Source organism: Methylomonas sp. BG-2 (assembly GCF_057766305.1).
In genome coordinates, this window is the sequence record NZ_JBYMAP010000024.1 from 1 (window position 1) to 20,879 (window position 20,879).

General features: G+C 59.4%; 25 protein-coding genes. 9 read left to right on the forward strand and 16 right to left on the reverse strand.

Annotation, left to right across the window (positions count from 1 at the left end; translation table 11 throughout):
• Together AC3B8H_RS03785 and AC3B8H_RS03790 are read right to left on the reverse strand one after the other, a co-directional pair.
• A partial coding sequence (locus tag AC3B8H_RS03785) for a 2Fe-2S iron-sulfur cluster-binding protein (protein WP_488440287.1) occupies positions 1–361 on the reverse strand: 361 nt, incomplete at its 3' end.
• A gap of 8 nt (positions 362–369) precedes the next feature.
• A complete protein-coding gene (locus tag AC3B8H_RS03790; RefSeq protein WP_488440288.1) occupies positions 370–747 on the reverse strand; it encodes a group I truncated hemoglobin in 378 nt (125 codons plus the stop codon).
• Between the two features lie 299 nt (positions 748–1,046).
• On the opposite strand from AC3B8H_RS03790, the gene AC3B8H_RS03795 reads away from it, so the two are divergent.
• The 6 genes from AC3B8H_RS03795 to lipA all read left to right on the forward strand — a co-directional run bounded on the left by AC3B8H_RS03795 (position 1,047) and on the right by lipA (position 5,604).
• Positions 1,047–1,673, forward strand: a complete 627-nt coding sequence (locus AC3B8H_RS03795) for a helix-turn-helix transcriptional regulator (protein ID WP_488440289.1) — start codon at positions 1,047–1,049, stop codon at positions 1,671–1,673.
• A 97-nt stretch (positions 1,674–1,770) separates the two neighbouring features.
• On the forward strand, positions 1,771–2,934 hold the full coding sequence (locus AC3B8H_RS03800) for a D-alanyl-D-alanine carboxypeptidase family protein (protein ID WP_488440290.1): 1,164 nt from the start codon (positions 1,771–1,773) through the stop codon (positions 2,932–2,934).
• Entirely contained in the window at positions 2,931–3,770 is an 840-nt protein-coding gene (locus AC3B8H_RS03805; protein ID WP_488440291.1) for a D-amino acid aminotransferase, read from the forward strand. Before AC3B8H_RS03800 ends, AC3B8H_RS03805 begins: the two co-directional genes overlap by 4 nt.
• On the forward strand, positions 3,767–4,033 hold the full coding sequence (locus AC3B8H_RS03810) for a YbeD family protein (RefSeq protein WP_488440292.1): 267 nt from the start codon (positions 3,767–3,769) through the stop codon (positions 4,031–4,033). Before AC3B8H_RS03805 ends, AC3B8H_RS03810 begins: the two co-directional genes overlap by 4 nt.
• 3 nt (positions 4,034–4,036) lie before the next feature.
• Positions 4,037–4,645 (forward strand): lipoyl(octanoyl) transferase LipB, encoded by a 609-nt coding sequence (gene lipB, locus AC3B8H_RS03815; protein ID WP_488440293.1) that lies wholly within the window; start codon positions 4,037–4,039, stop codon positions 4,643–4,645.
• Positions 4,642–5,604: a lipoyl synthase gene (lipA, locus tag AC3B8H_RS03820; protein WP_488440294.1), complete on the forward strand. Its 963-nt coding sequence runs from the start codon at positions 4,642–4,644 to the stop codon at positions 5,602–5,604. Before lipB ends, lipA begins: the two co-directional genes overlap by 4 nt.
• 161 nt (positions 5,605–5,765) lie before the next feature.
• Here lipA and AC3B8H_RS03825 read toward each other — a convergent pair whose 3' ends face one another.
• The 14 genes from AC3B8H_RS03825 to radC form a co-directional block, all read right to left on the reverse strand.
• Entirely contained in the window at positions 5,766–6,200 is a 435-nt protein-coding gene (locus AC3B8H_RS03825; protein ID WP_488440295.1) for an RNA-binding protein, read from the reverse strand.
• Positions 6,201–6,623: 423 nt separating this feature from the next.
• Positions 6,624–7,895, reverse strand: coding sequence for a (Fe-S)-binding protein (locus AC3B8H_RS03830; RefSeq protein WP_488440296.1), 1,272 nt, complete (start codon positions 7,893–7,895; stop codon positions 6,624–6,626).
• Between the two features lies 1 nt (position 7,896).
• Complete coding sequence (locus tag AC3B8H_RS03835; RefSeq protein ID WP_488440297.1) at positions 7,897–8,349, reverse strand: hypothetical protein; 453 nt, start codon at positions 8,347–8,349, stop codon at positions 7,897–7,899.
• 3 nt (positions 8,350–8,352) lie between these two features.
• Positions 8,353–9,315: a Rossmann-like domain-containing protein gene (locus AC3B8H_RS03840; protein ID WP_488440298.1), complete on the reverse strand. Its 963-nt coding sequence runs from the start codon at positions 9,313–9,315 to the stop codon at positions 8,353–8,355.
• Between the two features lie 9 nt (positions 9,316–9,324).
• On the reverse strand, positions 9,325–9,705 hold the full coding sequence (locus AC3B8H_RS03845; protein ID WP_488440299.1) for a hypothetical protein: 381 nt from the start codon (positions 9,703–9,705) through the stop codon (positions 9,325–9,327).
• Positions 9,702–10,208 (reverse strand): hypothetical protein, encoded by a 507-nt coding sequence (locus AC3B8H_RS03850; RefSeq protein WP_488440300.1) that lies wholly within the window; start codon positions 10,206–10,208, stop codon positions 9,702–9,704. The genes AC3B8H_RS03845 and AC3B8H_RS03850 overlap by 4 nt, the downstream gene beginning before the upstream one ends.
• A gap of 3 nt (positions 10,209–10,211) precedes the next feature.
• Positions 10,212–10,535 (reverse strand): (2Fe-2S) ferredoxin domain-containing protein, encoded by a 324-nt coding sequence (locus AC3B8H_RS03855; RefSeq protein ID WP_064029642.1) that lies wholly within the window; start codon positions 10,533–10,535, stop codon positions 10,212–10,214.
• Positions 10,536–10,783: 248 nt separating this feature from the next.
• The gene (gene fdxB / locus AC3B8H_RS03860) at positions 10,784–11,089 is read right to left on the reverse strand and encodes a ferredoxin III, nif-specific (RefSeq protein ID WP_488440301.1); all 306 of its coding nucleotides are present in this window, start codon (positions 11,087–11,089) and stop codon (positions 10,784–10,786) included.
• 16 nt (positions 11,090–11,105) lie between these two features.
• Entirely contained in the window at positions 11,106–11,315 is a 210-nt protein-coding gene (locus AC3B8H_RS03865) for a CCE_0567 family metalloprotein (protein WP_488440302.1), read from the reverse strand.
• An 8-nt stretch (positions 11,316–11,323) separates the two neighbouring features.
• Complete coding sequence (locus AC3B8H_RS03870) at positions 11,324–11,797, reverse strand: NifX-associated nitrogen fixation protein (protein ID WP_064029646.1); 474 nt, start codon at positions 11,795–11,797, stop codon at positions 11,324–11,326.
• 67 nt (positions 11,798–11,864) lie between these two features.
• On the reverse strand, positions 11,865–12,296 hold the full coding sequence (gene nifX, locus AC3B8H_RS03875; RefSeq protein ID WP_488440303.1) for a nitrogen fixation protein NifX: 432 nt from the start codon (positions 12,294–12,296) through the stop codon (positions 11,865–11,867).
• A 44-nt stretch (positions 12,297–12,340) separates the two neighbouring features.
• Positions 12,341–13,738 carry a nitrogenase iron-molybdenum cofactor biosynthesis protein NifN gene (nifN, locus tag AC3B8H_RS03880; RefSeq protein WP_488440304.1) on the reverse strand — a complete coding sequence of 466 codons (1,398 nt, stop codon included), beginning with the start codon at positions 13,736–13,738 and terminating at the stop codon, positions 12,341–12,343.
• A gap of 47 nt (positions 13,739–13,785) precedes the next feature.
• Positions 13,786–15,228: a nitrogenase iron-molybdenum cofactor biosynthesis protein NifE gene (gene nifE, locus AC3B8H_RS03885; RefSeq protein ID WP_488440305.1), complete on the reverse strand. Its 1,443-nt coding sequence runs from the start codon at positions 15,226–15,228 to the stop codon at positions 13,786–13,788.
• 647 nt (positions 15,229–15,875) lie between these two features.
• Positions 15,876–16,550: a RadC family protein gene (gene radC / locus AC3B8H_RS03890; RefSeq protein WP_488440306.1), complete on the reverse strand. Its 675-nt coding sequence runs from the start codon at positions 16,548–16,550 to the stop codon at positions 15,876–15,878.
• 92 nt (positions 16,551–16,642) lie between these two features.
• On the opposite strand from radC, the gene coaBC reads away from it, so the two are divergent.
• The 3 genes from coaBC to AC3B8H_RS03905 are packed head-to-tail and all read left to right on the forward strand — an operon-like array spanning position 16,643 to position 20,870.
• On the forward strand, positions 16,643–17,839 hold the full coding sequence (gene coaBC, locus AC3B8H_RS03895; protein ID WP_488440316.1) for a bifunctional phosphopantothenoylcysteine decarboxylase/phosphopantothenate--cysteine ligase CoaBC: 1,197 nt from the start codon (positions 16,643–16,645) through the stop codon (positions 17,837–17,839).
• Positions 17,820–18,275 carry a dUTP diphosphatase gene (gene dut, locus AC3B8H_RS03900; RefSeq protein WP_488440307.1) on the forward strand — a complete coding sequence of 152 codons (456 nt, stop codon included), beginning with the start codon at positions 17,820–17,822 and terminating at the stop codon, positions 18,273–18,275. The genes coaBC and dut overlap by 20 nt, the downstream gene beginning before the upstream one ends.
• Positions 18,276–18,293: 18 nt before the next feature.
• Positions 18,294–20,870 carry a phosphomannomutase/phosphoglucomutase gene (locus AC3B8H_RS03905; protein ID WP_488440308.1) on the forward strand — a complete coding sequence of 859 codons (2,577 nt, stop codon included), beginning with the start codon at positions 18,294–18,296 and terminating at the stop codon, positions 20,868–20,870.
• Positions 20,871–20,879 lie beyond the last annotated feature (9 nt).

Consider the following 20,879-nt stretch of genomic DNA (forward strand, 5'->3'; position numbering starts at 1 on the left):
AAGCCAGCGGCCGCTCGCAGGTCAATGTCAACAGCAAGGTTTCTGCATTCAGATGGCGCTTTTCGACGACGCGCGCCGCTGTGTAGCCGACGCCGGCGCTGCCCCGTCCCAACACCATATCGTGCTCCGGTTGGCACAAGCAGGCCAGCAGATAATCATCGCCTTGCAATGCCGGCTTCAGACCGGCTTGCGCCGCGGCCGGCGGCGCGCCGTCCAGGCTGCGAACCAAACAGGCATGGCAAATGCCTTGCCGGCAGCCGTGGTCGATCGGAATGCCGTCGCGCAGCAGCGCGTCAAGCACGGTTTCGCCGTCGCCGCACAACGCTTGGCGGCCGTTGAAACTGATCTTGACCTCCGCCATCGCCGCGCTCAACGGTTCAACACGTCGCCGCGCGTACTTTCGGCGATCGCCGCCGCTTGGGCGATGAGTTCGGCCGGCACGTTCAATTCCCGCAGTGTCGAGCCGAGATGCTCCATCACTGCATCAAAATGGGTGTCGTCCAAACCCAGTTTTTCGACCAGATGGGCGTGTGCCCGACGCATGTCGGCGCCGTTGTAATGATTGGGGCCGCCGAATGCCATCGTTAAAAACGCCTTCTGCTTGGCGGCCTGCTTGTCGATGTCGATATGCTCGAAAAAGCGGTTGATCCGGTGGTCGCTCAAGACCTTGCGGTAAAAAATATCGACGGCGGCATTGACGGCCGCTGCTCCGCCCAATTGTTCGTACAAGGAATTCGTTGCGCTCATGGCCTCTCCTGTGAGTTGCATTATTAAAGTCGGGGCTTTCAACCCGGACACAGCATAGACCGATAAAAATACTTTTACAATATTTTTATTATAAAAGTATTTTTATCTATCGCCGCTCGCTTTTGCGGTCGCCGCCAAGACGTTAGTTTTACGGAATTGCCGCCTCCGGCGCGCACGCCCTGTAGCCACCACAAAACTCGCCATCCCGAGCATCGCCGCTCGCCCTCCTCCGAGAATGCCGCGATTCGCGAGCTAACGCGCTACAATAGTGGCCCGTTTCTCAACTCATGAACTATCCGATGAACGCTTCAACCGGCTCGCGCCAGGAACAAATTCTGACACTGCTGCTGGATGCCCCGTCCGGCCTGAGTATCGACGAGTTGGCGGCCGCGCTGGGGATTTCGCGCAACGCGGTTAAACAGCATCTGGCCGGACTGGAAAAAGACCAACTGGTCCGCGAAGCGGCCTGGAACAGCACCGGCGGCCGGCCGTCGCGCAGTTACGGTTTGACCGAGGCCGGCCGCAATCGGCTGCCTAAGCAATACGCCTGGTTCAGCACCTTGCTGCTGGACGAACTGCGCAGCGAGTTGGGCGAAACCGGCTTACGGCGCTTGATATGGCGCACCGGCGAAAATCTGGCCGCGACGCTGGCCCCTCGGTTTACTGGTAAGAACTTGGCCGAACGAAGCGCGGCGCTGGTCGAATTGATGCAATCGCTGGGTTACCACGCCAATCTGGAGGACGACACCGGCCAGGTCAGAGCCATCAACTGCGTCTACCACGACATGGCTCAGCGCCACCCCGAATTGTGCGAGTTCGACCGGGCCCTGATCGCAACCTTGCTGGATCGGCCCGTCGAACAAACCGCCTGCATGGCCAAGCAGGATTGCGCCTGCCGATTCAAATGCTTGGCGGCACCGGATTAGCTCAATATGCCGGCGCCGGTCGGGCGTGCGGTTTTTCGTAGCCGAGCCTCTCGGTGGTACAATGGCGCTTTCCCGAACGACTTTTTACCGAGAAATCATGAGACCATCTTTCCGTACGGCCTGTAGCCTGTTGTTTGGGCTGTCGTTATTGCTGACCGTCGCATCGCTGCAAGCCGCCAGTCCGATTTTCACGCCCGCCGCGCCCAGCGTCGCCGCCAGCAGCTATTTCCTGATGGACTTCAACAGCAGCCGGGTGCTGGCCGAAAAGGACCCCGACAAACGCGTCGCGCCGGCTAGCTTGACCAAGATCATGACGGTGTACGTGGTATTCCGCGAACTGAAGGCCGGCCACCTGACCTTGGACGAAAAAGTCACGATCAGCCAGAACGCCTGGGAAACCGGCGGCTCGAAAATGTTCGTCGAAGTCAACAAGCAGGTCGCGGTCGAGGACTTGCTGCAAGGCGTCGTGATTCAATCGGGCAACGACGCCAGCGTGGCGTTGGCCGAACACGTGGCCGGCAGCGAGCAAACCTTCGCGACGATGATGAACGAACAGGCCAGCCGCCTCGGCATGGCGAACAGCCATTTCGAAAACGCCACCGGCTTACCCAGCCCCAACCATTACAGTTCGGCCCGCGATCTGGCGCTGCTGGCGCAAGCGGTAATCAAAGAGTTTCCGGAATATTACCGCTGGGATTCGCAAAAAGAGTTTACTTTCAACGGCATCACCCAGCAAAACCGCAACCTGCTACTGTGGCGCGATCCGTCGGTTGACGGCCTGAAAACCGGTTTTACCGACGACGCCGGCTATTGCATGGTCGCGTCGGCCAAGCGCGAGGACATGCGGCTGATTTCGGTGGTGATGGGTACCGCCAGCCCGAACGCCCGTTCCAACGAAAGCCAATCGCTGCTGAACTACGGCTTTCGTTTCTTCGAAACCCATCGTTTGTACGAGGGTAACAAGCCGTTGAGCGAAGCCCGGGTCCGCAAGGGCGTCACCTCCAAATTGCCGGTCGGTCTGGCCGAAGACCTATTCATCACCGCGCCGCGCAAGCATTTCAGCGAACTGAAAGCCGAAAGTCAGACCGACAAAGCCATCGTCGCGCCGTTGAATAAAGGCGATACGGTCGGCAGCCTGGTGGTGTCGCTGGCCGGTGAAACCATCGTCAGCAAGCCGCTGGTGGCGCTGGATGCGATAGCCGAGGGCGGCCTGTTCCGGCGCTTGTACGACGCCGCCATTGGTTTGTTGGAGAAAGAATGACCGAACTCGTCTATTTGAACGGTGACTATCTGCCGTTAGCCGAGGCCAAGGTGTCGGTGCTGGATCGAGGCTTCTTGTTCGGCGACGGCGTTTACGAAGTGATACCGGCCTACGGCGGCAAATTGTTCCGCCTGGAAGACCACATCGCTCGGCTGAATAACAGTCTAGCCGGCATCCGCTTGGCAATGCCGCACGGCGTCGCCGACTGGCAAGCCATCTTTCAGCCACTGTTGGCGGCCGGCAAGGACCAGTACATTTATCTGCAAATCACCCGCGGTTACGCGCCGACACGCGACCACGGCTTCCCGGAAACCGTGGTGCCGACGGTTTTCGCGATGTGCTCGGAGATCAAGCCGTTTCCCGGCAAGGCTACCGGCATCAAGGCAATCACGCTGGACGACACCCGCTGGCAACTTTGCAACATCAAGGCAATCACGCTGCTGGCCAACATTTTGTTACGTCAGCAGGCCCTGGACCGGGATTGCGCCGAAGCGATTCTGGTGAAGAACGGTTACGTGATCGAAGGCGCCGCCAGCAATCTGTTCGCGGTCATCGACGGCGAATTGATCACCCCGCCCAAATCCAATGAAATCCTGCCCGGCATCACCCGCGACGTGATTCTGGAATTGGCGAACGCCGACGGCATCCCCTGCCGCGAAGACATCATCGCACTGGAAGGCCTGCAATCCGCCGAGGAAGTCTGGGTCGCCAGTTCCACCCGGGAAATCCTGGCGGTGGTCGAACTGGACGGAAAAGCGGTCGGCACCGGCAAACCCGGTCCGGTTTGGCGGCGACTGGACGACTTGCTGCAAGCCTATAAGAAATCACTGTCATGAGCGAGACCGAGTCCCTGCTGGAGTTTCCCTGCCAGTTCGCAATCAAGGCGATGGGCAAGGCCCGCGACGACTTCGACGCTGTCGTCGTCGAGATCGTGCGCCGCCACGTCGAGGACATTCGCGAAGGCGCGGTCACCAGCCGGCCCAGCAAGGGCGGCAATTACACCGCGGTCACCGTTGTCATCGAGGCCACCAGCCGCGGTCAACTCGACGCGATCTACCTCGATTTGACCGCCTGCCCCGACGTGTTGATGGCGCTGTAGGCGGTGAGCGCAACGTTGCGGCATCTGGGCCGACGCGACTACGCATCGGTTTGGCGGGACATGCAACATTACACCGCCGAGCGCGACGACACCAGCCCGGATCAAGTCTGGATCGTCGAGCATCCGCCGGTCTACACGCTGGGCCTGAACGGCAAGCGCGAACACCTGCTCAGAGACACTGCCATTCCGGTTGTCGCCAGTGATCGCGGCGGCCAGATCACCTACCACGGCCCCGGCCAACTGGTGGTATACCTGCTGGCCGACCTACGCCGGCTGGGCCTGGGTCCAAGACAAGTCGTCAGTTTGCTGGAACAAGCCGTCATCGCCGCGCTAAGCCTATACGGCATCACCGCGTCGGCCCGCGCCGACGCCCCCGGCGTTTACGTGGACGGCCGGAAAATCGCGTCGCTGGGCCTGCGCATCAAACGCGGCTGCTGCTACCACGGCTTGAGTCTGAACAACGACATGGACTTGACGCCGTTCCGCGACATCAATCCCTGCGGCTACCCAAATTTACAGATTACCCAACTGGCCGATTGGGGGGTTAAGATAAGCACCGACGAACTGGCCGTTCCGGTGGTTCACCAATTACTTCAGGCGATAGAATCATGACGCTGAACGCCCCTTCCCGCGCCACTCCGGACACCCATCAACGCAACGCCGATAAACTGTCGCGGATTCCGATCAAGGTCGAAACGACCGGCGAGGTGTTGCGCAAGCCGGACTGGATTCGAGTCAAACTGCCGAGCGGCGATCAGGTCAACCGAATCAAGCAAACCCTGCGCGCCAACCGCCTGCACACGGTTTGCGAGGAAGCGGCCTGTCCGAATCTCGGCGAATGCTTCAGCCACGGCACCGCCACCTTCATGATCATGGGCGATCTGTGTACCCGGCGTTGCCCGTTTTGCGACGTGGCCCACGGCAAACCGCAAGCACTGGACGCCGAGGAACCCATGCATCTGGCCGAAACCATCGCGGCGATGGCGTTAAAATACGTGGTGATCACATCGGTGAACCGCGATGATTTGCGCGACGGCGGCGCCGGCCATTTCGCCGCTTGCATCGCCGAGGTGCGCCGGCTATCTCCAACAACCTCGATCGAAGTATTGGTGCCCGATTTTCGCGGCCGGGTCGGCAAGGCCCTGGAAATCTTGGCCGCGCAACCCTGCGACGTGTTCAACCATAATCTGGAAACCGTGCCGCGCTTGTATCAGCAAGCCCGGCCCGGCGCCAATTACAGGGGGTCGTTGGATTTGCTGAAACGGCATAGAGAACGTCTGCCGCAAGTACCGACCAAATCCGGCCTGATGCTGGGCATCGGCGAAACCGAAGCGGAAATTTTAGCGGTGCTGGAAGATTTGCTGGCCCACGGTTGCAGTATGTTGACGCTGGGTCAGTATTTACAACCCAGTAAGGACCATTTGCCGGTCCAGGCCTATATTCATCCGGACCAATTTCAACGCTACGCCGAAATCGCCGCCGAAATGGGCTTCAAACAAGTGGCCAGCGCGCCGCTGGTGCGCTCGTCCTACCACGCCGACCTGCAAGCCGCCGGCATCGTCGGTGCGTAGCGTGCATCGCCGCTACAGTTAGCGCCTGCGTTCAGCTTGAACTTATCTGACGTTGCTAATCTTTGCCGAGGCGCCCGTACCGCGTTCCGGTGAGCCCACCCCTCTGGCTTAGGGATGCTACTTACGCGGCGCCTCTCTAACCCTCCACGGGATCTCCCGATTCACGCCGGCAACATGTCATCCTGGTAATGGAAGACGTTGGACAAATCGATGTGAATTTCGATCCGATCACCCCGCCGCCGATCGATGCCGCGCTGCTCGTGGTCCGCCGACGTTCCCAGCAAACGCCGGTCGTTGTTCAGATCCCGGTGCACATACGGCCTGATCGACACGCAGGTGTCGCTAAAGGGTTTGCCGGACAGGCTTTGGATCGCCAACATGCCGCTGGCCCGCGAATCGACAAAAACCAAACCATGGTGTTCCAGGCTGTTGGTTTGTTTATCCCGAATCACCATCACCTCGGCTTTCAAAACCCGGCCGGACGCCTGATTGCCACCGTTCACGAGCGCCGAAAATACGTAATCATGCAATTCATTGGGCCGAGTATTTGCCGGAATATCCTTTAAAAACAAAATCATAATCACTGAATGCATCATATTTGAATTCGACGTGGAACTGGAACACGCATTTTCCCCAAGGCATCCTATCTCGGCAAACATCTTAGTCTATCCCAGTAGTCCGGCAAGGTCCGGCTCGCATCCACCGGCGCAAGCAAACCAAGCACAAAAAAACGGGCCGGACAGAAGGTCCAACCCGCGGGGCGGCGGTCCTTGCGCCAAACGTTCCACCCAGGAACGATTTTAAACAACCAATCATCAAGACAAATGCATCGGGATTTGACGGGCCTCGCGCCACCGGATCCCAACTGCCGGACAGAGCTACCATTCAAATTGATTCGCCAAAAAACGAATGTAATCGCGCATCTCAAACTTCCAGCCTGACGCGATCATAACGGCATCGGCGCCGATCCGCAAGCTTATGGCGAAAATCGGGACAGTTCCCGAGCGAATGCCGCGAACTCAGATGCGATCGGCGAGCAGTTGCAGCGGATGAACCACTCTGGAACCAGCGGGCTGCCCGGCGTTCAGATAAAACCCGCAGCCAAAGTTGGCGCTGACCACCACATCGGCGCCGGAACCAGCCATCGCCAAGCGCTTGGCGGACCGCAGCGATTCGGCGTTCTCGGGGTGGCTGAGCATGTAAGTGCCGCCGGCACCGCAGCACAACTGATTGTCGGCCAGCGCTTCCAGATTGACACCGGGAATCTTGCGCAGCAAGGCATACACGCTCTGGCTGTTTTTCAGCACATTACGCTGGCTGCAGGGTTCGTGGACCGCCACGTTCAGATTGGACGCCGCCAGTTGCAGGTCTTCCGGCCAATGCGCCAACAAAAACTGGTTGATGTCGATCAAATGCTTGGTAAACCAGCCGGAGGTCTCCGAATCGCCGCCTTGGTACTCGGTCAACATCGCTCCGCAGCCGCTGGCGGAGTAAATCACCGCCTCGACTTCCAGCGCGTAAAACGCGGCGATGTTGGCTTCCATCATTGACTCGGCGGGCAAGCCGTTATGCTGGTGGATCGCGCCGCAACAGCCCTGCTCTTCCGGCACCACGACCTCGTAGCCGAGCCGATTCAGTAACTTGATGGCCGCGATTTGCACCGGACGGTCGAAATGCTCGGCCAAGCAACCGGTAAACAGCGCGACCCTGCCGCGATATTTGATGCGGCGCTCGACCGGATAAATCCCGGCCAGTCCGACCAAGGACGGCTCGCAAACCAGGGCTTCGGCCGCGCCCAAACCGAGTTTCGCCAACCAGCCGCTGGCGCGCAACGGCTTTTGTAGGCCCGAGCGCAAATACAGCGTCACGAAGGGTAACAGCAGCGCGCGGGCATGTTTGCGTTCGATCAAGCTCAAGCCGAATCGCGCCAGCCAAGACGGCTTGGCCGATGCGCGCAATTTGGCTTGGGCCTGATCGAACAAGGCACCGTAACTCATCCGGCTGGGACAGACGGTCTCGCAGGTCCGGCATTGCACGCAGTCGTTCAGTTGCGCCAGTTCGTCGGCACCGACGCCGGCATCGTCGGCCAATACCTTGGCGATGGTGCGGACCCGCCGGCGTGGCGTCTGCTCGTCAACTTGAAACAAGCGAAACGTCGGACAGGTGCTGACGCACATTCCGCAGCGCATGCATTCGCTGGCCTCTGGAATGTAAGGCCCGGTCGCCGGCGGCAAAGCGTCGGCGGAGCCGTCGCCAGCCGCGTCGAAACCGAAATCCTGAAAGTCGAACATATCAGCCCTCCATCATTTTTACGTATGCCCGGCGCAGCAACTCCATTTCCGCCGGCGGCCGGCCGCGCAGCTCCGGCAAGGTGCGAAATTTGCAGTTGCGGCTTTCCATCAATAGATGCGGCGGGTCGAGCAGCGTAAAACGCGCCATGTACACGGTAATCAAGCCGCCGGGCGCATCGACTTGCTCGGCGTAACCGGCTTCGATCCGCAACAAATCGTTATCCAGTTGCAGGATTTGATTAGCCGTACTCAACAGCATCGCCGGATGCACGCTGACCTTGCCGGTCGGCGCATCGTCGTCCTCCTCTAAAGCTTCGGACAGCGGCGGCAGCGGTTCCGGAAAGAACACGCTACCGGACGCTTGCTGCAGGAATAATGTCAAGGCGCTGATGTCGCCTTTATAAAACAACAACAGGCGGTGGCTGTTAAACGGGTCGGCGAGCGATTCGGTCATGGCTTAGAGGGTGGCTTGGCTATCCCACAAGGTCTTGTAACTGGAATCCAGCCGCGACAGGCGATGGTTGAGTTGATCCAGCAACGGGTAGTCAGGAAAGCGGGAACTATTGCCGTTAGCGTACCAGCTATCCATCGCCGCCGTCAGCCGATTTTTCTCGGCAAAACAGTCGGCGATCTGCTGCTTTAGCCAAGCCAGACTGTGATTTGGCGCCAATTCCATCACCCGATAGCGCAAGCCGTTGTTGAAGATCCGCACCCCGCCGCCCTGAGCGGCGGTATGGTACAGTGCTTCTGGATCAATGACTTCAGCGCCGGCCAGATAATCGATGCCGAACTCGTGCAATTGCGGCAGCCACGGCACCGTCGGCCCCATCAACACCGTTGTGGCGTGACAGGCGAGTTCCGCCAAGCGCGGAAACGTCTTGTTCGGGATGGAACTGGCGGTTAAAAACACCCAATCGGCCTGCGGCAGCAAAAATTCGCAGGCTGAATCCGGCAAATCGCTGGCGGCCGGCTGACGCTCCAGCACCGTCAATTGCATCTGCTCCTGATACCGTTCGATGCCGGGATACCGGCCGATCACCACCACTTTCTTGCCTTTCAGCCGCGGCAGAAAATAATCGAACACCGCCAGATTGGCGTATTCGGCGTGAGCTTCCAACGCTAGCGAATCCGGCAGCGGTCTGGCGTTGACGCTGGCGTTGATCGCCGCCATCGCCACGGTCGCCTTGTACGGCTCCCATTCGGTGATCCAGGCCGCCAATTCGGTGATCGGCTTGCCGCATAAGGTGCCGGACCAACTTAGCGTCCGCGTGGCATGGCCCGGGGTCATCGCCAAACCGGTGGTGGCATTGCCCTTGCCGCGGCAAAGCGTCCACACCAAGCCTATCATTAGCTCGTCGACCACCGCATCGCCGCTACAATAATCCAGCAGCAATTCGTACAGGTACTTAGGGTTGCCCATTGCCCCCCCTTATTGCGGCACGTCCAGCAATTTCGCTTCGGTTTTAATGTTGTCCTGCTTGCCCCAGGCGTTGATCGCCTCGACGAACCATTGCTTTTTGGTCGGATGGGGCTGAACTACATCGTACTCGGCATAAAAGCTGCCGTCGCCATGAAATTTGATTTGACCAATCCGGCGTTTATTGGCGTCGTACCAATAGCCCACCAAATCCACACTTTGCGTGAACGGGTCGCTGACCAGACTAAATTGCGCGGCTTCGTATTCCGGCAGCGCGATTTGGGTCTGTAGCGGAAAACCCAATTTCGCAATATTCGCGGCGATGCGTTGGCACACGGCTTTGCCGAATTCCCGGCGCATTTCGACGTGTTCAGACAAATTTTCCGCGCTCATGCGGCATCCTCCATCATGGCGCTCGCCAAGTCCATAATCACCGACGCACCGGAGCGGTCCTCCGGATCCAGAGCCCGAATAATCGACAGGATCAGATGCGCCTCTTCATCTTGTTGGCGGCGCAAATTGATAAAGGCCAGCGCTTTCAGACTGTACAAATAGAACAAATGAACGTCGCTGGCGTACATATCCCGCTTGCCGGCTTCCTGGCTCAATAGCCGGTAATCCTCGGTAAAGCCGCCTTGCCGGGCCGCCTCGGCCAACGCCGCCCGCGCTTCGCGCTCGGCTTCTTGCAAGCGACCTTGGTAAAAATAAAACTTGTACAACGCGAAATAGGTCTGCAAGCAAGTGCCGTCCAGGGCCTGAGCCTGTTGAAAAAACTTCTCGGCCAGCGGTTTATCGGCGTGGCTGGCCGCCACCGCCGACTGCAACAATTTGTTGACGGCTTCCGGGATGTCCGGGCTGAACAGCACCCGCTCTTCGAGAAACGCGACTCCGGCCATTGCTTACCAAACCTCGGCGGGTACGATGAGCTTTTCGACCGGTTTATCACCCAACAAATGTTCCTCGATAATGGTTTTGACGTCGTCCTTGGTCACCCGGCCGTACATAACGCCTTCGGGATAAACCAACACGCTGGGTCCCAGCATGCAAGGGCCCATGCAGCCGGTATTGGTCAAGCCGATTTTTTCGAACAGGTTACGGCTTTGAATTTGCGCCATGAATTCGTTCATCACGTCGGCGCAACCGCTGGCGGTGCAGGAACCGCGCGGATGGCCTTGCGGGCGCGCTTGAGTACAGACGAAAACGTGTTTATTGGGACGTGGCATGATCGCTTTCCTTTTTTGAACTGAAATAAGAAATCGGGTCGCATTCGCGACGCTGAAAGGGATTTCTCCCCTTCAAAGTGGGCAGGTTGCGTCGAACCGCTAGCCGAACGGCATGGGCCGCGCTCACTGGCATCTGGCAGCGCTCAATAATTGAAATTGAGCAACGCGAAAACCTGCCGATAAAAAGTAGCCATCAAGAGGCTGGACGATAGCGGAGCGCCGGGCACTCCGCAACCGAGGAACGGCGTTTAAGCCGCTGCCTTGTGCTCGTGGGTAAAGCAATCTTTCGGACATACCTTTGAGCAAGCCTCGCAGCCTATGCAGTCGGCGGCATTTTTCAGACTCATCACCATCGTGTTGTCGTCATCGTCGTCGAAGTCCTCCAGATCCGCGGCATCCATTACATCCCCGCGCTCCACCAAATCGAACACGTCGCGCGGACACACCTTGAAGCAACGGCCGCAACCGATGCAATCGCGCTGATTCAAATCGGTTACGTAAGATGGCGTCCAAACGCTGCCGCCAAAAGTGACGCCGGTTACAAATTCGCTCATATCGCTCTCCTCAAGCTTATCCGCCGCTGGCGGCCTGCAATTTCTTGTTGGCCTCGTCCCACGCTTTACATGCATCGAACGTCGTCTGCGCCACTCCCATCAATTCACCGTAGGCATCCGGCAAACGATCCTCGATTAAGTCGTGTAGAACCGACGCCGCTTCGTTAGCCAGGCGTTTGTTCTTTTTTACTTCTTTTTCCAATGCTTTGATCTCTTCGTCACTCATCTTTCACCTCAAGCTTCCGCCACTTCTTTGAATTGCTCGATCAAGGCCACGGCTTTTTCCAACACTTTCTCGGTTTTCTCGTTCAACTCTTCCAAGCTGCCGAAGCCGAAGCGATGCACGTCGCGCAACACTTTATCGACGGCGATCAATTTGCCGACCAACACCAACGCCCGACCAAAACCTTCGTGGGTGATGTTGATCACCGGAACCGCCATCAGACCGCAGCGTTTTTCGACCAGCGAGGAAATGGCGTTGTAATAAGCTTTGACGCGGGCCAGCGTGATTTCGTCGGGATCGCCGATGACCGGAACTTCGCGTTTGCGCTCCTTGGTCATGATCAAAGGATCAATGATTTTTTCCTCGGACCAACCTTCATAGGTGTCGTAGGTATCCATCGCTCTGAGCTGCTTGATCATCTCGACAACGATTTCAGAGCTCATCAAAGGGTCGCCGGCTTCGACGACGAGTGCGGGTTGAGACATGTTGTTCTCCAGTGGTTTTGGTTAGGGCGGCAAACCGCCGCAATTTGTCGATTCGTTAGGGGGCTTATTACTCGTCCCAGCCTTCGTCTTCCATAGCATCGAAGCGGCCGAGATCGGGTCCCTTGTGCGCGTTGATGGCCTTAGCCAGCCAAGCGGAAGGCCCGGCTTTCATTTCGTTCTGCAAATCGCCGATCAAATCCTTGATCGTGCTGCCTTCGTGGACTTTGATCGGCTGTATGCCCTGAGCGATGATTTGCTTGATCGCCGAAGCGCCAATCGCCTGGCAATACACAGCAGAACAGCCGTCCAACAGTTGAATCTTGACCGACAATTTGTCCTCGTTGCCATCCTGGGCCAGTTCGCCGAACTGCGCCGCTTCCAGCATTTCGGATTGCTCCGGGTCCACCGCGTAAACCGCGAACGATCGGGCGGAGCCAAAATGCTGGTTGACGTGCACCATATCGGTGGTGGCAAAGGCGACTTTAATCGCGGTTTCCATGGGCATCCTCTGTTCAGGGGTATGCACAACCTGCATGCGACGAGCTAGTGACATGACGGCGAGCAGGCGTGGCGTTCGTTTTCGGGTTTTTGCGAATACGGCGAGTGATAGACTTCGATCTCTTCGTGGGCGAAGTTGATCACCAGATTCGCCAAGTCGAACAAAGCTTGGCGCGTACCGCGATAGCCGATCCAGGTCTTTTGATAACCGCCGATGATGTCGTACAGCGGAAAGCCGGTGCGCAAGATAGGCACGCCCAAGCGTTCGGCGCTATCGACCGCGTGTGAATTGCCGATCAGCAATTGCGCGCCGTTTTCCCTGGCGGTAAGTTCCAAATCTTCCAGGTCGCCGATCTTGACGCTCGCGACCGGCATCTTGCTCAAGATGGCCGCGTTGGCCGGGCTGATCGCCGCCACTACGTCGCCGCCCATGCCCTTGATCAAATGCACGCAGGCATTCAGCAAATCCGGATCGGCCGCGATCGCCACCTTGAGCTGGCCCAACATGAAATGGGTATCCAACATCGCGTCCTGCAATTGAGCGCGTTGGCGTTCTATGCGTTGCGGGACCGGCTGTTCGCTGATTTCGGCCAGAGCCAGGATCAGCGCGTCGTTGGCTTCCAGACCGTACAGATGCTCGAAGAAGTAGCTGGGGACGCCGGTTTTTTCCTGTAACAGCTCGCCGGCTTTTTGCAAGGACGGTCCGATGATCAGCGAGGCCTTGGCTTCACCCAGCGTGGCCAGTTCCGAGACCGGCGTGCCGCCTATCGTCACCGGCGAAAACTCGTCTTCGGTCAGGCTGCCGTCCAACGAGTCGGATAAATCCGGCACCAGTACCGGCCGCAAGCCGAACATCTCTATCGTATCGCGCAGGGCTTCCAGGTCGCCCGGCGTCAGCATGTGGCTGACCAACACATTCACCTGCCGCCGGCGGGTGCCAGGTTTGGTGCCGGCCGTTTCGGCATCGGGCACCAGCGCGTTGACGATTTCGTGTATCGTCGCCGCGTAGCCGGTCTCGACGCAGCCGGTGAAATCCGGCGTGTTGACCGCGACGACGGCGACATGAGCGTATTCCGGATATTTGACGCGAAATTCGCGCACGTTGCGCTGCACGTCGCAACCCTGGGTCTCGGCCAGACCGGTGGTCAGCACTGCTATCAAGGCCGGATTGGATTTCTCGGCGATGGCTTTCAAGCCTTCGACAACGTTTTCGTCCGCGCCCAGCACCGAACTAGCCTGGTCCATCGCAGTGGTTTGCAGCGGAATCGGCTCGCGAAAATGCCGAACGAAGAATACTTTAGCGAAGGCGGTACAGCCCTGCGAGCCGTGCAGCATCGGAATCGCCCGATCGAATCCCAAACAGGCCAACGAACCGCCGGTCGGCGCGCTGGCCTTTAACGGACTGACCGAGAGTGCTTTCTTACGCTTGAGAATTTCCGCCATCGCCGCCTACCTGGTTGCCTGTATCAATCGCACGCTGTCGAAACGGACTAAGCCGCCTGAATTTTTAAGACCGGCTCGGCCGGTTCGCTCGCATCGGTCTTGGCGAGACCACCGGCGCGCCAAGGCATCGGCGCCCTGACCGATTCCCAGACCGGGCTTTCCAGCGTCAACGCCAGTTGGCGAACCAATTCCAGCATGCCTTCGTAACCTGCGTAACCGAACTCGCGTTCTTGGTTGATGTCCAGGAACGGAATTTTGGCTTTCAATGCGGTGTACATGTTGCGGCCACCGGCGATCAGAATGTCGGCCTTGTAGTCGTGCACGACCTTCAGCAAGGCTTTCGGGCTGCCGTCCTCGATCATCAGCGTATCCTCGCCCATCAGTTCGCGGATGCGGGCCTTGTCTTCCTCGGTGGATTTCTTAGTGCCGGTCGCGACGACCACCATTCCCAAATCCTGTAAGGCCGAAATCACCGACCAACTCTTGACGCCGCCGGTAAACAACAACACCCGCTTGCCTTTCAGGCGCTCGCGCCACGGCGCCAGCGCCGCGCGGATGCGAGCTTCCTCGCGGGCAATCAGCGCTTCGGTGCGCTCGGTCAAATCCGGATCGTTGATAACCTTGGCAAAATCGCGCAGCGATTGGCTGGTATCGGTGATGCCGTAAAAGCTGCCTTCGAACCACGGCGTCTTGTAATCTTTTTCCATGCGCCGAGCCACGTTCAACATCGCTTTGGAGCAGACCATCATGTTGACTTCGGCTTTGTGCATGGTTTGCACCTCGCGGAAACGGGCGTCGCCGGACAAGGTGCACAACACCCGCAGGCCCAGTTCGTCCAGCAAGGGCAACACGTGCCAGAATTCGCCGGCAATGTTGTATTCGCCGACCAGATTGACGTCGTGGACCTTGATGCCGGGCCGTTCGGTGCCCGGCGGCAACGGATCGGGATCGCGAGTGCCGACCACATGGTTCAGCATCGCATCGGCGGCGATCCGGTTGCCCAGGTTTTTGGTGCCGTAGAAACCGGCGCTATCGATAGGCACGACCGGCACGCCCCACCGTTCAGCCGCCTCTTTACAGGTGGCGTTAATATCGTCACCGACCAGGGCCGGCACGCAGGTGTTGTAAACGAACACCGCCGGCGGATTGTAGGTCTCGATGGCTTGCTTGATTGCGTGGAACAGCCGTTTTTCGCTTCGGCCCATCACGATGTCTTGTTCGGTCAAATCGGTGGTCATACCGATCCGGTACAAATCCGGGCCCGAGGACCGGGTTCCTCGGTTATCCCACGAGCTGCCGGCGCAGGCAATAGGCCCGTGCACGATGTGGGCAACGTCGGCGATCGGCAATAACGCGATCTGCGCGCCGTCGAATGCGCAGCCGCCCGCCGCGGAGCCGGGTTTAGGCTTGGCGCAACCGGATTTCTCCTTCTTGTTGTGCTCGCAAGCCGGCTCGTCCAATAATTCCGCAATGTCTTTGTTCGTTTTCATGGCACGACCCCAAAATTTTAGTTGGAGTCTTGCAACCGGCGTGCCAAGCAATAAGCCAATGATTTTCAAGCCTTTCGGCACCGAGGTTTTTGTAGTAAACCCGACAAACGCCCAAGCGCGGGCGACAATGGTTTGTCGGAATGCCGGCCGGCGACCGCCGATGTCCAAATCAGCCACCGGACCCGCGATCCATCCACTCCGGCGCCGGGCAAGATCTAACATTCTAGTCGGGCGGCATAACCGAATTGAGCTTGCGGTATCACCCGGTCAGAAGGCAACCCGCGCCTGGATTGGCAACCCTTGCCGGCAATCGCGCGCACCCACTACCGTCGCCAACGACAGCGAAATATATCTTCCCATCAGAGGGCTCGGCAACGCTTCCTCTCGGGTTGCCGACTCGAAATGACCTGATACAGCCAACAAGAAATTTGGACGTTTCCGTATTGCCGTAGGCGCAATACGCAAGGGCAAGCCAAAATACCAATCCCCGGCAAACCGAGCCGACACCTTAAACATCGGCGCCGGCGATCTGCTTCGTATTTCATTCATCCTTGTCATCCTTCGATACTGACTTGATGCTGTCCAAGCGCGGCGCCAATCCGAAAACTCGCGTAAACCACGCCGCCGCCCGATCCACGTTAGGCAAATCATATCAAGCCGTGCTCGGCAAACGAATAGGGTAAGCCGTCCGCGACAATAAAATGATCCAGTACGCGTATGTCGAACAGGCCGAGGGCTTGTTTGAGCTTATCGGTGAGCAAGCGATCGGCTTGACTGGGTTCGTTGATGCCGGACGGGTGGTTGTGGGCGAATATCACCGCGGCGGCGGCATGGTAGAGCGCGCGTTTGGCGACTTCGCGCGGGTAAACGCTGGCGCCGTCTATCGTGCCGCGAAACAGTTCTTCCCATTGGATCACCCGATGCTGATTGTCCAGAAACAAACAGGCGAATACCTCGAAATCGTAACCGCGCAATTGCGCGCTCAGATACGCGCGGGTGGCATCCGGGCTGGTCAGCGCATCGCCGCGCTGCAACACTTCGGAAAAATGCCGGCGCGCCATTTCCATAACAGCTTGCAGCTGGGCGTATTTGGCATCGCCCAAGCCCTTGCTTTCGCAAAATCGCTGGCGGTCGGCGGCCAACAGTCCTCGCAACGAGCCGAAATCGCGCAATAGCTCGCGGGCCATGTCCACCGCCGTCTTGCCGGCGATGCCGGTGCGCAGGAAGATGGCCAGCAACTCGGCATCGGATAAGGCCGCCGCGCCGCGCTGCAACAATTTCTCGCGGGGACGTTCGTCCGCCGACCAATCCTTGATGCTCATTGTCGCTCCCGGCCGGAAAAAACGCGTCAAGCATAGAAGAATCCGGGGGAGTTTGCCATAATTCCAACTCTTCACCGGTTTGGGGTACGACGATTAACAAGCGCATATTACTGGGAGTTTGCGGCGGGATCGCGGCCTACAAGGCGGCGGAATTGGTTCGCTTGTTACGCAAGCAGGATTGCGAGGTGCGCGTCGTCATGACCGCCGCCGCCTGCGAATTCGTCGCGCCGCTGACCTTCCAGGCCCTGAGCGGCCACGCCGTTCACCAACATTTACTGGATGCCGGCCAAGAACAGGCGATGGGGCACATCCATCTGGCGCGCTGGGCCGACGCCGTCATCGTCGCCCCGGCCAGTGCCGACCTACTGGCGAAACTGGCCCACGGTCTGGCCGACGACTTGTTGTCCACGCTGCTGCTGGCCGCCGATTGTCCGATCCATGTCGCGCCTGCCATGAACCAAGCCATGTGGGCCAAGCCAGCCACCCAACGTAACCTCGCCACGCTGGTAGCGGACGGGATTCGGGTATTGGGGCCGGCCAGCGGCGAGCAGGCTTGCGGCGAACAAGGACCGGGGCGGATGCTGGAGCCCGCCGAGATTTGCGCCTGTCTGTTGGCGGCCGGCCCGAACGGTCCGTTACGCGGCGCGCGACTGGTGGTCAGCGCCGGCCCGACCCGCGAAGCACTGGACCCGGTGCGCTTTATCAGCAATCGCAGCTCGGGCAAGATGGGCTATGCGTTGGCGGCGGCGGCGGCGAGGGCCGGTGCGCAAGTCACGCTGATCAGCGGCCCGGTAAACTTGCCGACACCACCCGGCATCGAACGTATCGACGTCGAGAGCGCCGCCGCCATGCACGCGGCGGTCATGGCGCGGATGAACGAAGCCGATATATACATTGGCGCGGCGGCGGTCGCCGATTACCGGCCCAGCGAAGTCGCCGCCGCCAAATTAAAAAAAGGGCGGGACGCCGCGGTGATAGCATTGACCCAAAATCCGGACATCGTCGCGGACGTGGCCGCTTTGAAACCCAAACCGTTCGTGGTCGGCTTCGCCGCCGAAACCGACGACCTGGAAAATTACGCCCGCGGCAAACTGGTCGGCAAAAACCTGGACATGATCGCCGCCAACTGGGTTGGCCGCGACGACGGCGGTTTCGACAGCGACCGCAATGCCCTGCAAGTTTATTGGCCGGGCGGGGCCGCGAGCTTGGCGATGACCGACAAATCCGCCCTGGCCGAGCAACTCATCACTCTGATCGCCGAACATTTTCATGCGAAAAATTCAACTTAAAATTCTTGATCCCCGCCTGGGCCACGACATTCCGCTACCGGCATACGCCACCGACGGCTCGGCCGGCCTAGACCTTCGGGCCTGCCTGGAGGCGCCGCTGACGCTGCAACCCGGCGCCAGCGCGTTGATCCCGACCGGCCTGGCGATTCACATCGACGATCCGGGTCTGGCCGCGGTGCTGCTGCCGCGCTCCGGCCTCGGCCATAAGCACGGCATCGTGCTCGGCAATCTGGTCGGCCTGATCGATTCGGACTATCAAGGCCAGGTCTTGGTATCGTGCTGGAATCGGGGCAGCGACGCGTTTACCGTCGAAGTCGGCGAACGCATCGCCCAAATGGTCTTCGTCCCAGTGGTCCAAGCCGAATTCGAATGCGTGGCCGAATTCACCGACAGCCAACGCGGCGCCGGCGGCTTCGGCCACAGTGGCCGTCATTAAGCTCCCGGAACCGCCGACATGGGCCGAATATTCAGCATAGTGGCCGCGATAGCGGCATTAATGGTACTGGTGACCGGTGCTGCCGGCTACTGGCTGGCGGCCGCCAACGTCCGCGACACCGAGCAATCCAGCATCACCGCGATTGCCGGCGTGATGTCGGTCGGCATAGCCAGCCAGATCGACACTCTGCAAAAAGTGGTGGACGGTCTGGCGCAATCGCCCGAAGTCGTCAGCGCACTGACTAACGGCGCCGGTCGCGCCGAGCTGGACAAGCTGGCCGCCCGTCTGCAAGACTCCGTCCCCCAGGCGTTGCGGGTTCGCATTCTGCCCGCCACGGTCAGCGAGCCGGAATTGACGCAAACGCCGAACATGGGTTTTGCCGATCTGGAAATGGTGCGCGCCACGTTGACGGCCAAACAAAAGCCGATGATACAAGGCGAGGGCGAGCACCGCCATCTGGCGATCACCAGCGCCGTCGTCGCCAACCAGCAGACACTGGGCGCCATACTGGTCAGCCTGAAACCGGATCTGATCCAGCAATTGCTGTCCAGGACCCTTTTCAATGCGGGCCTGATCGAAATCAAACAAGACCAGAGCGTGATTGCCAGTGCCGGCAACCCGGCCGCCAAACTCGACGAACCGCAGTCCCTGCCGTTGACCAACACCCGTTGGCAACTCGATCTCTGGATCGGTAGCGGCGACAGTACCGGCAACACGGTATTGTTCGCCAGTATCGTCCTGATTCCGGCCATGTTGGCCTGCCTGGGATTTTTTATCGGCTACCGCAAATTGCACGACTTTCTGCATCATGACCAAAGCGTCATTTTAAAAGCCGCCAAGGACATGATGGCCGGCAAGAAGGTTGGCAGCTATCCGGTATTGCTCGAAGAAATGCAGCCGATCATCTCGGCGCTGGCGCAATTCAAGCGCATTTTGCAACAAGAACAGACCACCGAACCGACCGGAACCGGTTTCGCCGACGACCACGACTTTTTCGACGAGTCCTTCGACATCGACTTCGTCGAGGAAGCGCCGCACACGGCAGCCGAGCAGTTCGCCACCGCCCCGATTGCGCTGAATACGGCGCCGATCGCGCTGAATACCGCCCCGGTTTCGCTAGGCCAACCGACTGACGCCGAACCCGGCCCAATCCCGCGCCAAGCACCGGCCCCCAGCCCCGCGCCCAAGCCATCGGCGCCGCCGCCACGACCCGCGCGTAACGACTTCGCCGACAGCTTTCGCGGCTACGACATTCGCGGCATCGTCGGTCGCGGCTTGACCCAGGACGGCGTGCGCGACATCGGCGCCGCTTTCGCCAGCCTGGCGCTGGAACAACAAGTACCCTCCGTCGTTGTCGGCCGCGACGGCCGGCTGTCCAGCCCGGCGCTGGCCGAAGCGCTGGTGGCCGGCATCCGCTCGACTGGCTGCAACGTGCTGGACATAGGCTTGGTACCGACGCCGCTGCTGTATTTTGTCGCCCGCCATTGCGAGGGCCGTACCGGCATCATGATCACCGGCAGCCACAATCCGCCCGACTACAACGGACTAAAACTGGTACTGAACGGCGAAACCCTGGCCGGCGATGCGATCCAACAGCTTAAACAGCGCACCCTCGCCCGCGATTTTCGCCAGGGCGAGCTCGGCAAGGTCGAGCTGAATACCGCGTTCAGCAACGAATATATCGGCACCATCGCCGACGACGTGCATCTGGTCCGGCCGATGAAGGTCGTCGTCGACTGCGGCAACGGTGCCGCCGGCTTGCTGGCGCCGATGCTGTTGAAAACGATGGGCTGCGATATCGTCGAACTGTTTTGCGACATCGACGGCCACTTTCCCAACCATCATCCCGATCCCAGCAAGCCGGAAAATCTGGCGGACTTGATCGGCGCGGTCAAGCATTACGGCGCCGATGTCGGCGTGGCGTTCGACGGCGACGCCGACCGCTTGGGCGTCGTCGATTCGTCGGGCAAGATCATCTGGCCGGACCGGCAATTGATGCTGTTCGCCCGCGACGTGCTGGCCGGCAAGCCGGGTGCCGAGGTGATTTTCGACGTCAAATGCTCCAAGCACCTGGAAGAGCAAATCCGGAAGCGCGGCGGCCGACCGCTGATGTGGAAAAGCGGCCATTCGATGATGAAGGCCAAACTCCAGGAAACCGGCGCGGCGCTGGCCGGCGAAATGAGCGGCCACATTTTCTTCAACGACCGCTGGTTCGGTTTCGACGACGGTCTGTACGCGGCGGCGCGCTTGATCGAGATACTGTCGGCCGATATGCGTTCCAGTAGCGACGTCTTCGCCGATCTGCCGGACAGTATCAGCACCCCGGAAGTGCTGATTCCGCTGGCCGAGGGCGAAGCGGCGCCGTTGATGGCGCAACTGGCCGGTAATGCCCGTTTCCCGAACGCCAAGCTGATCGACATCGACGGCCTGCGAATCGAATTCGCCGACGGCTGGGGGCTGATCCGCGCATCCAATACCACGCCGGCGTTGACCGCCCGTTTCGAAGCCGACACCAAGGACGCATTGCACCGAATTCAAGACCAGTTCAAACAACTTTTGCTGCAAATCAAACCCGACTTAGACCTACCTTTTTAATCAAGCTCA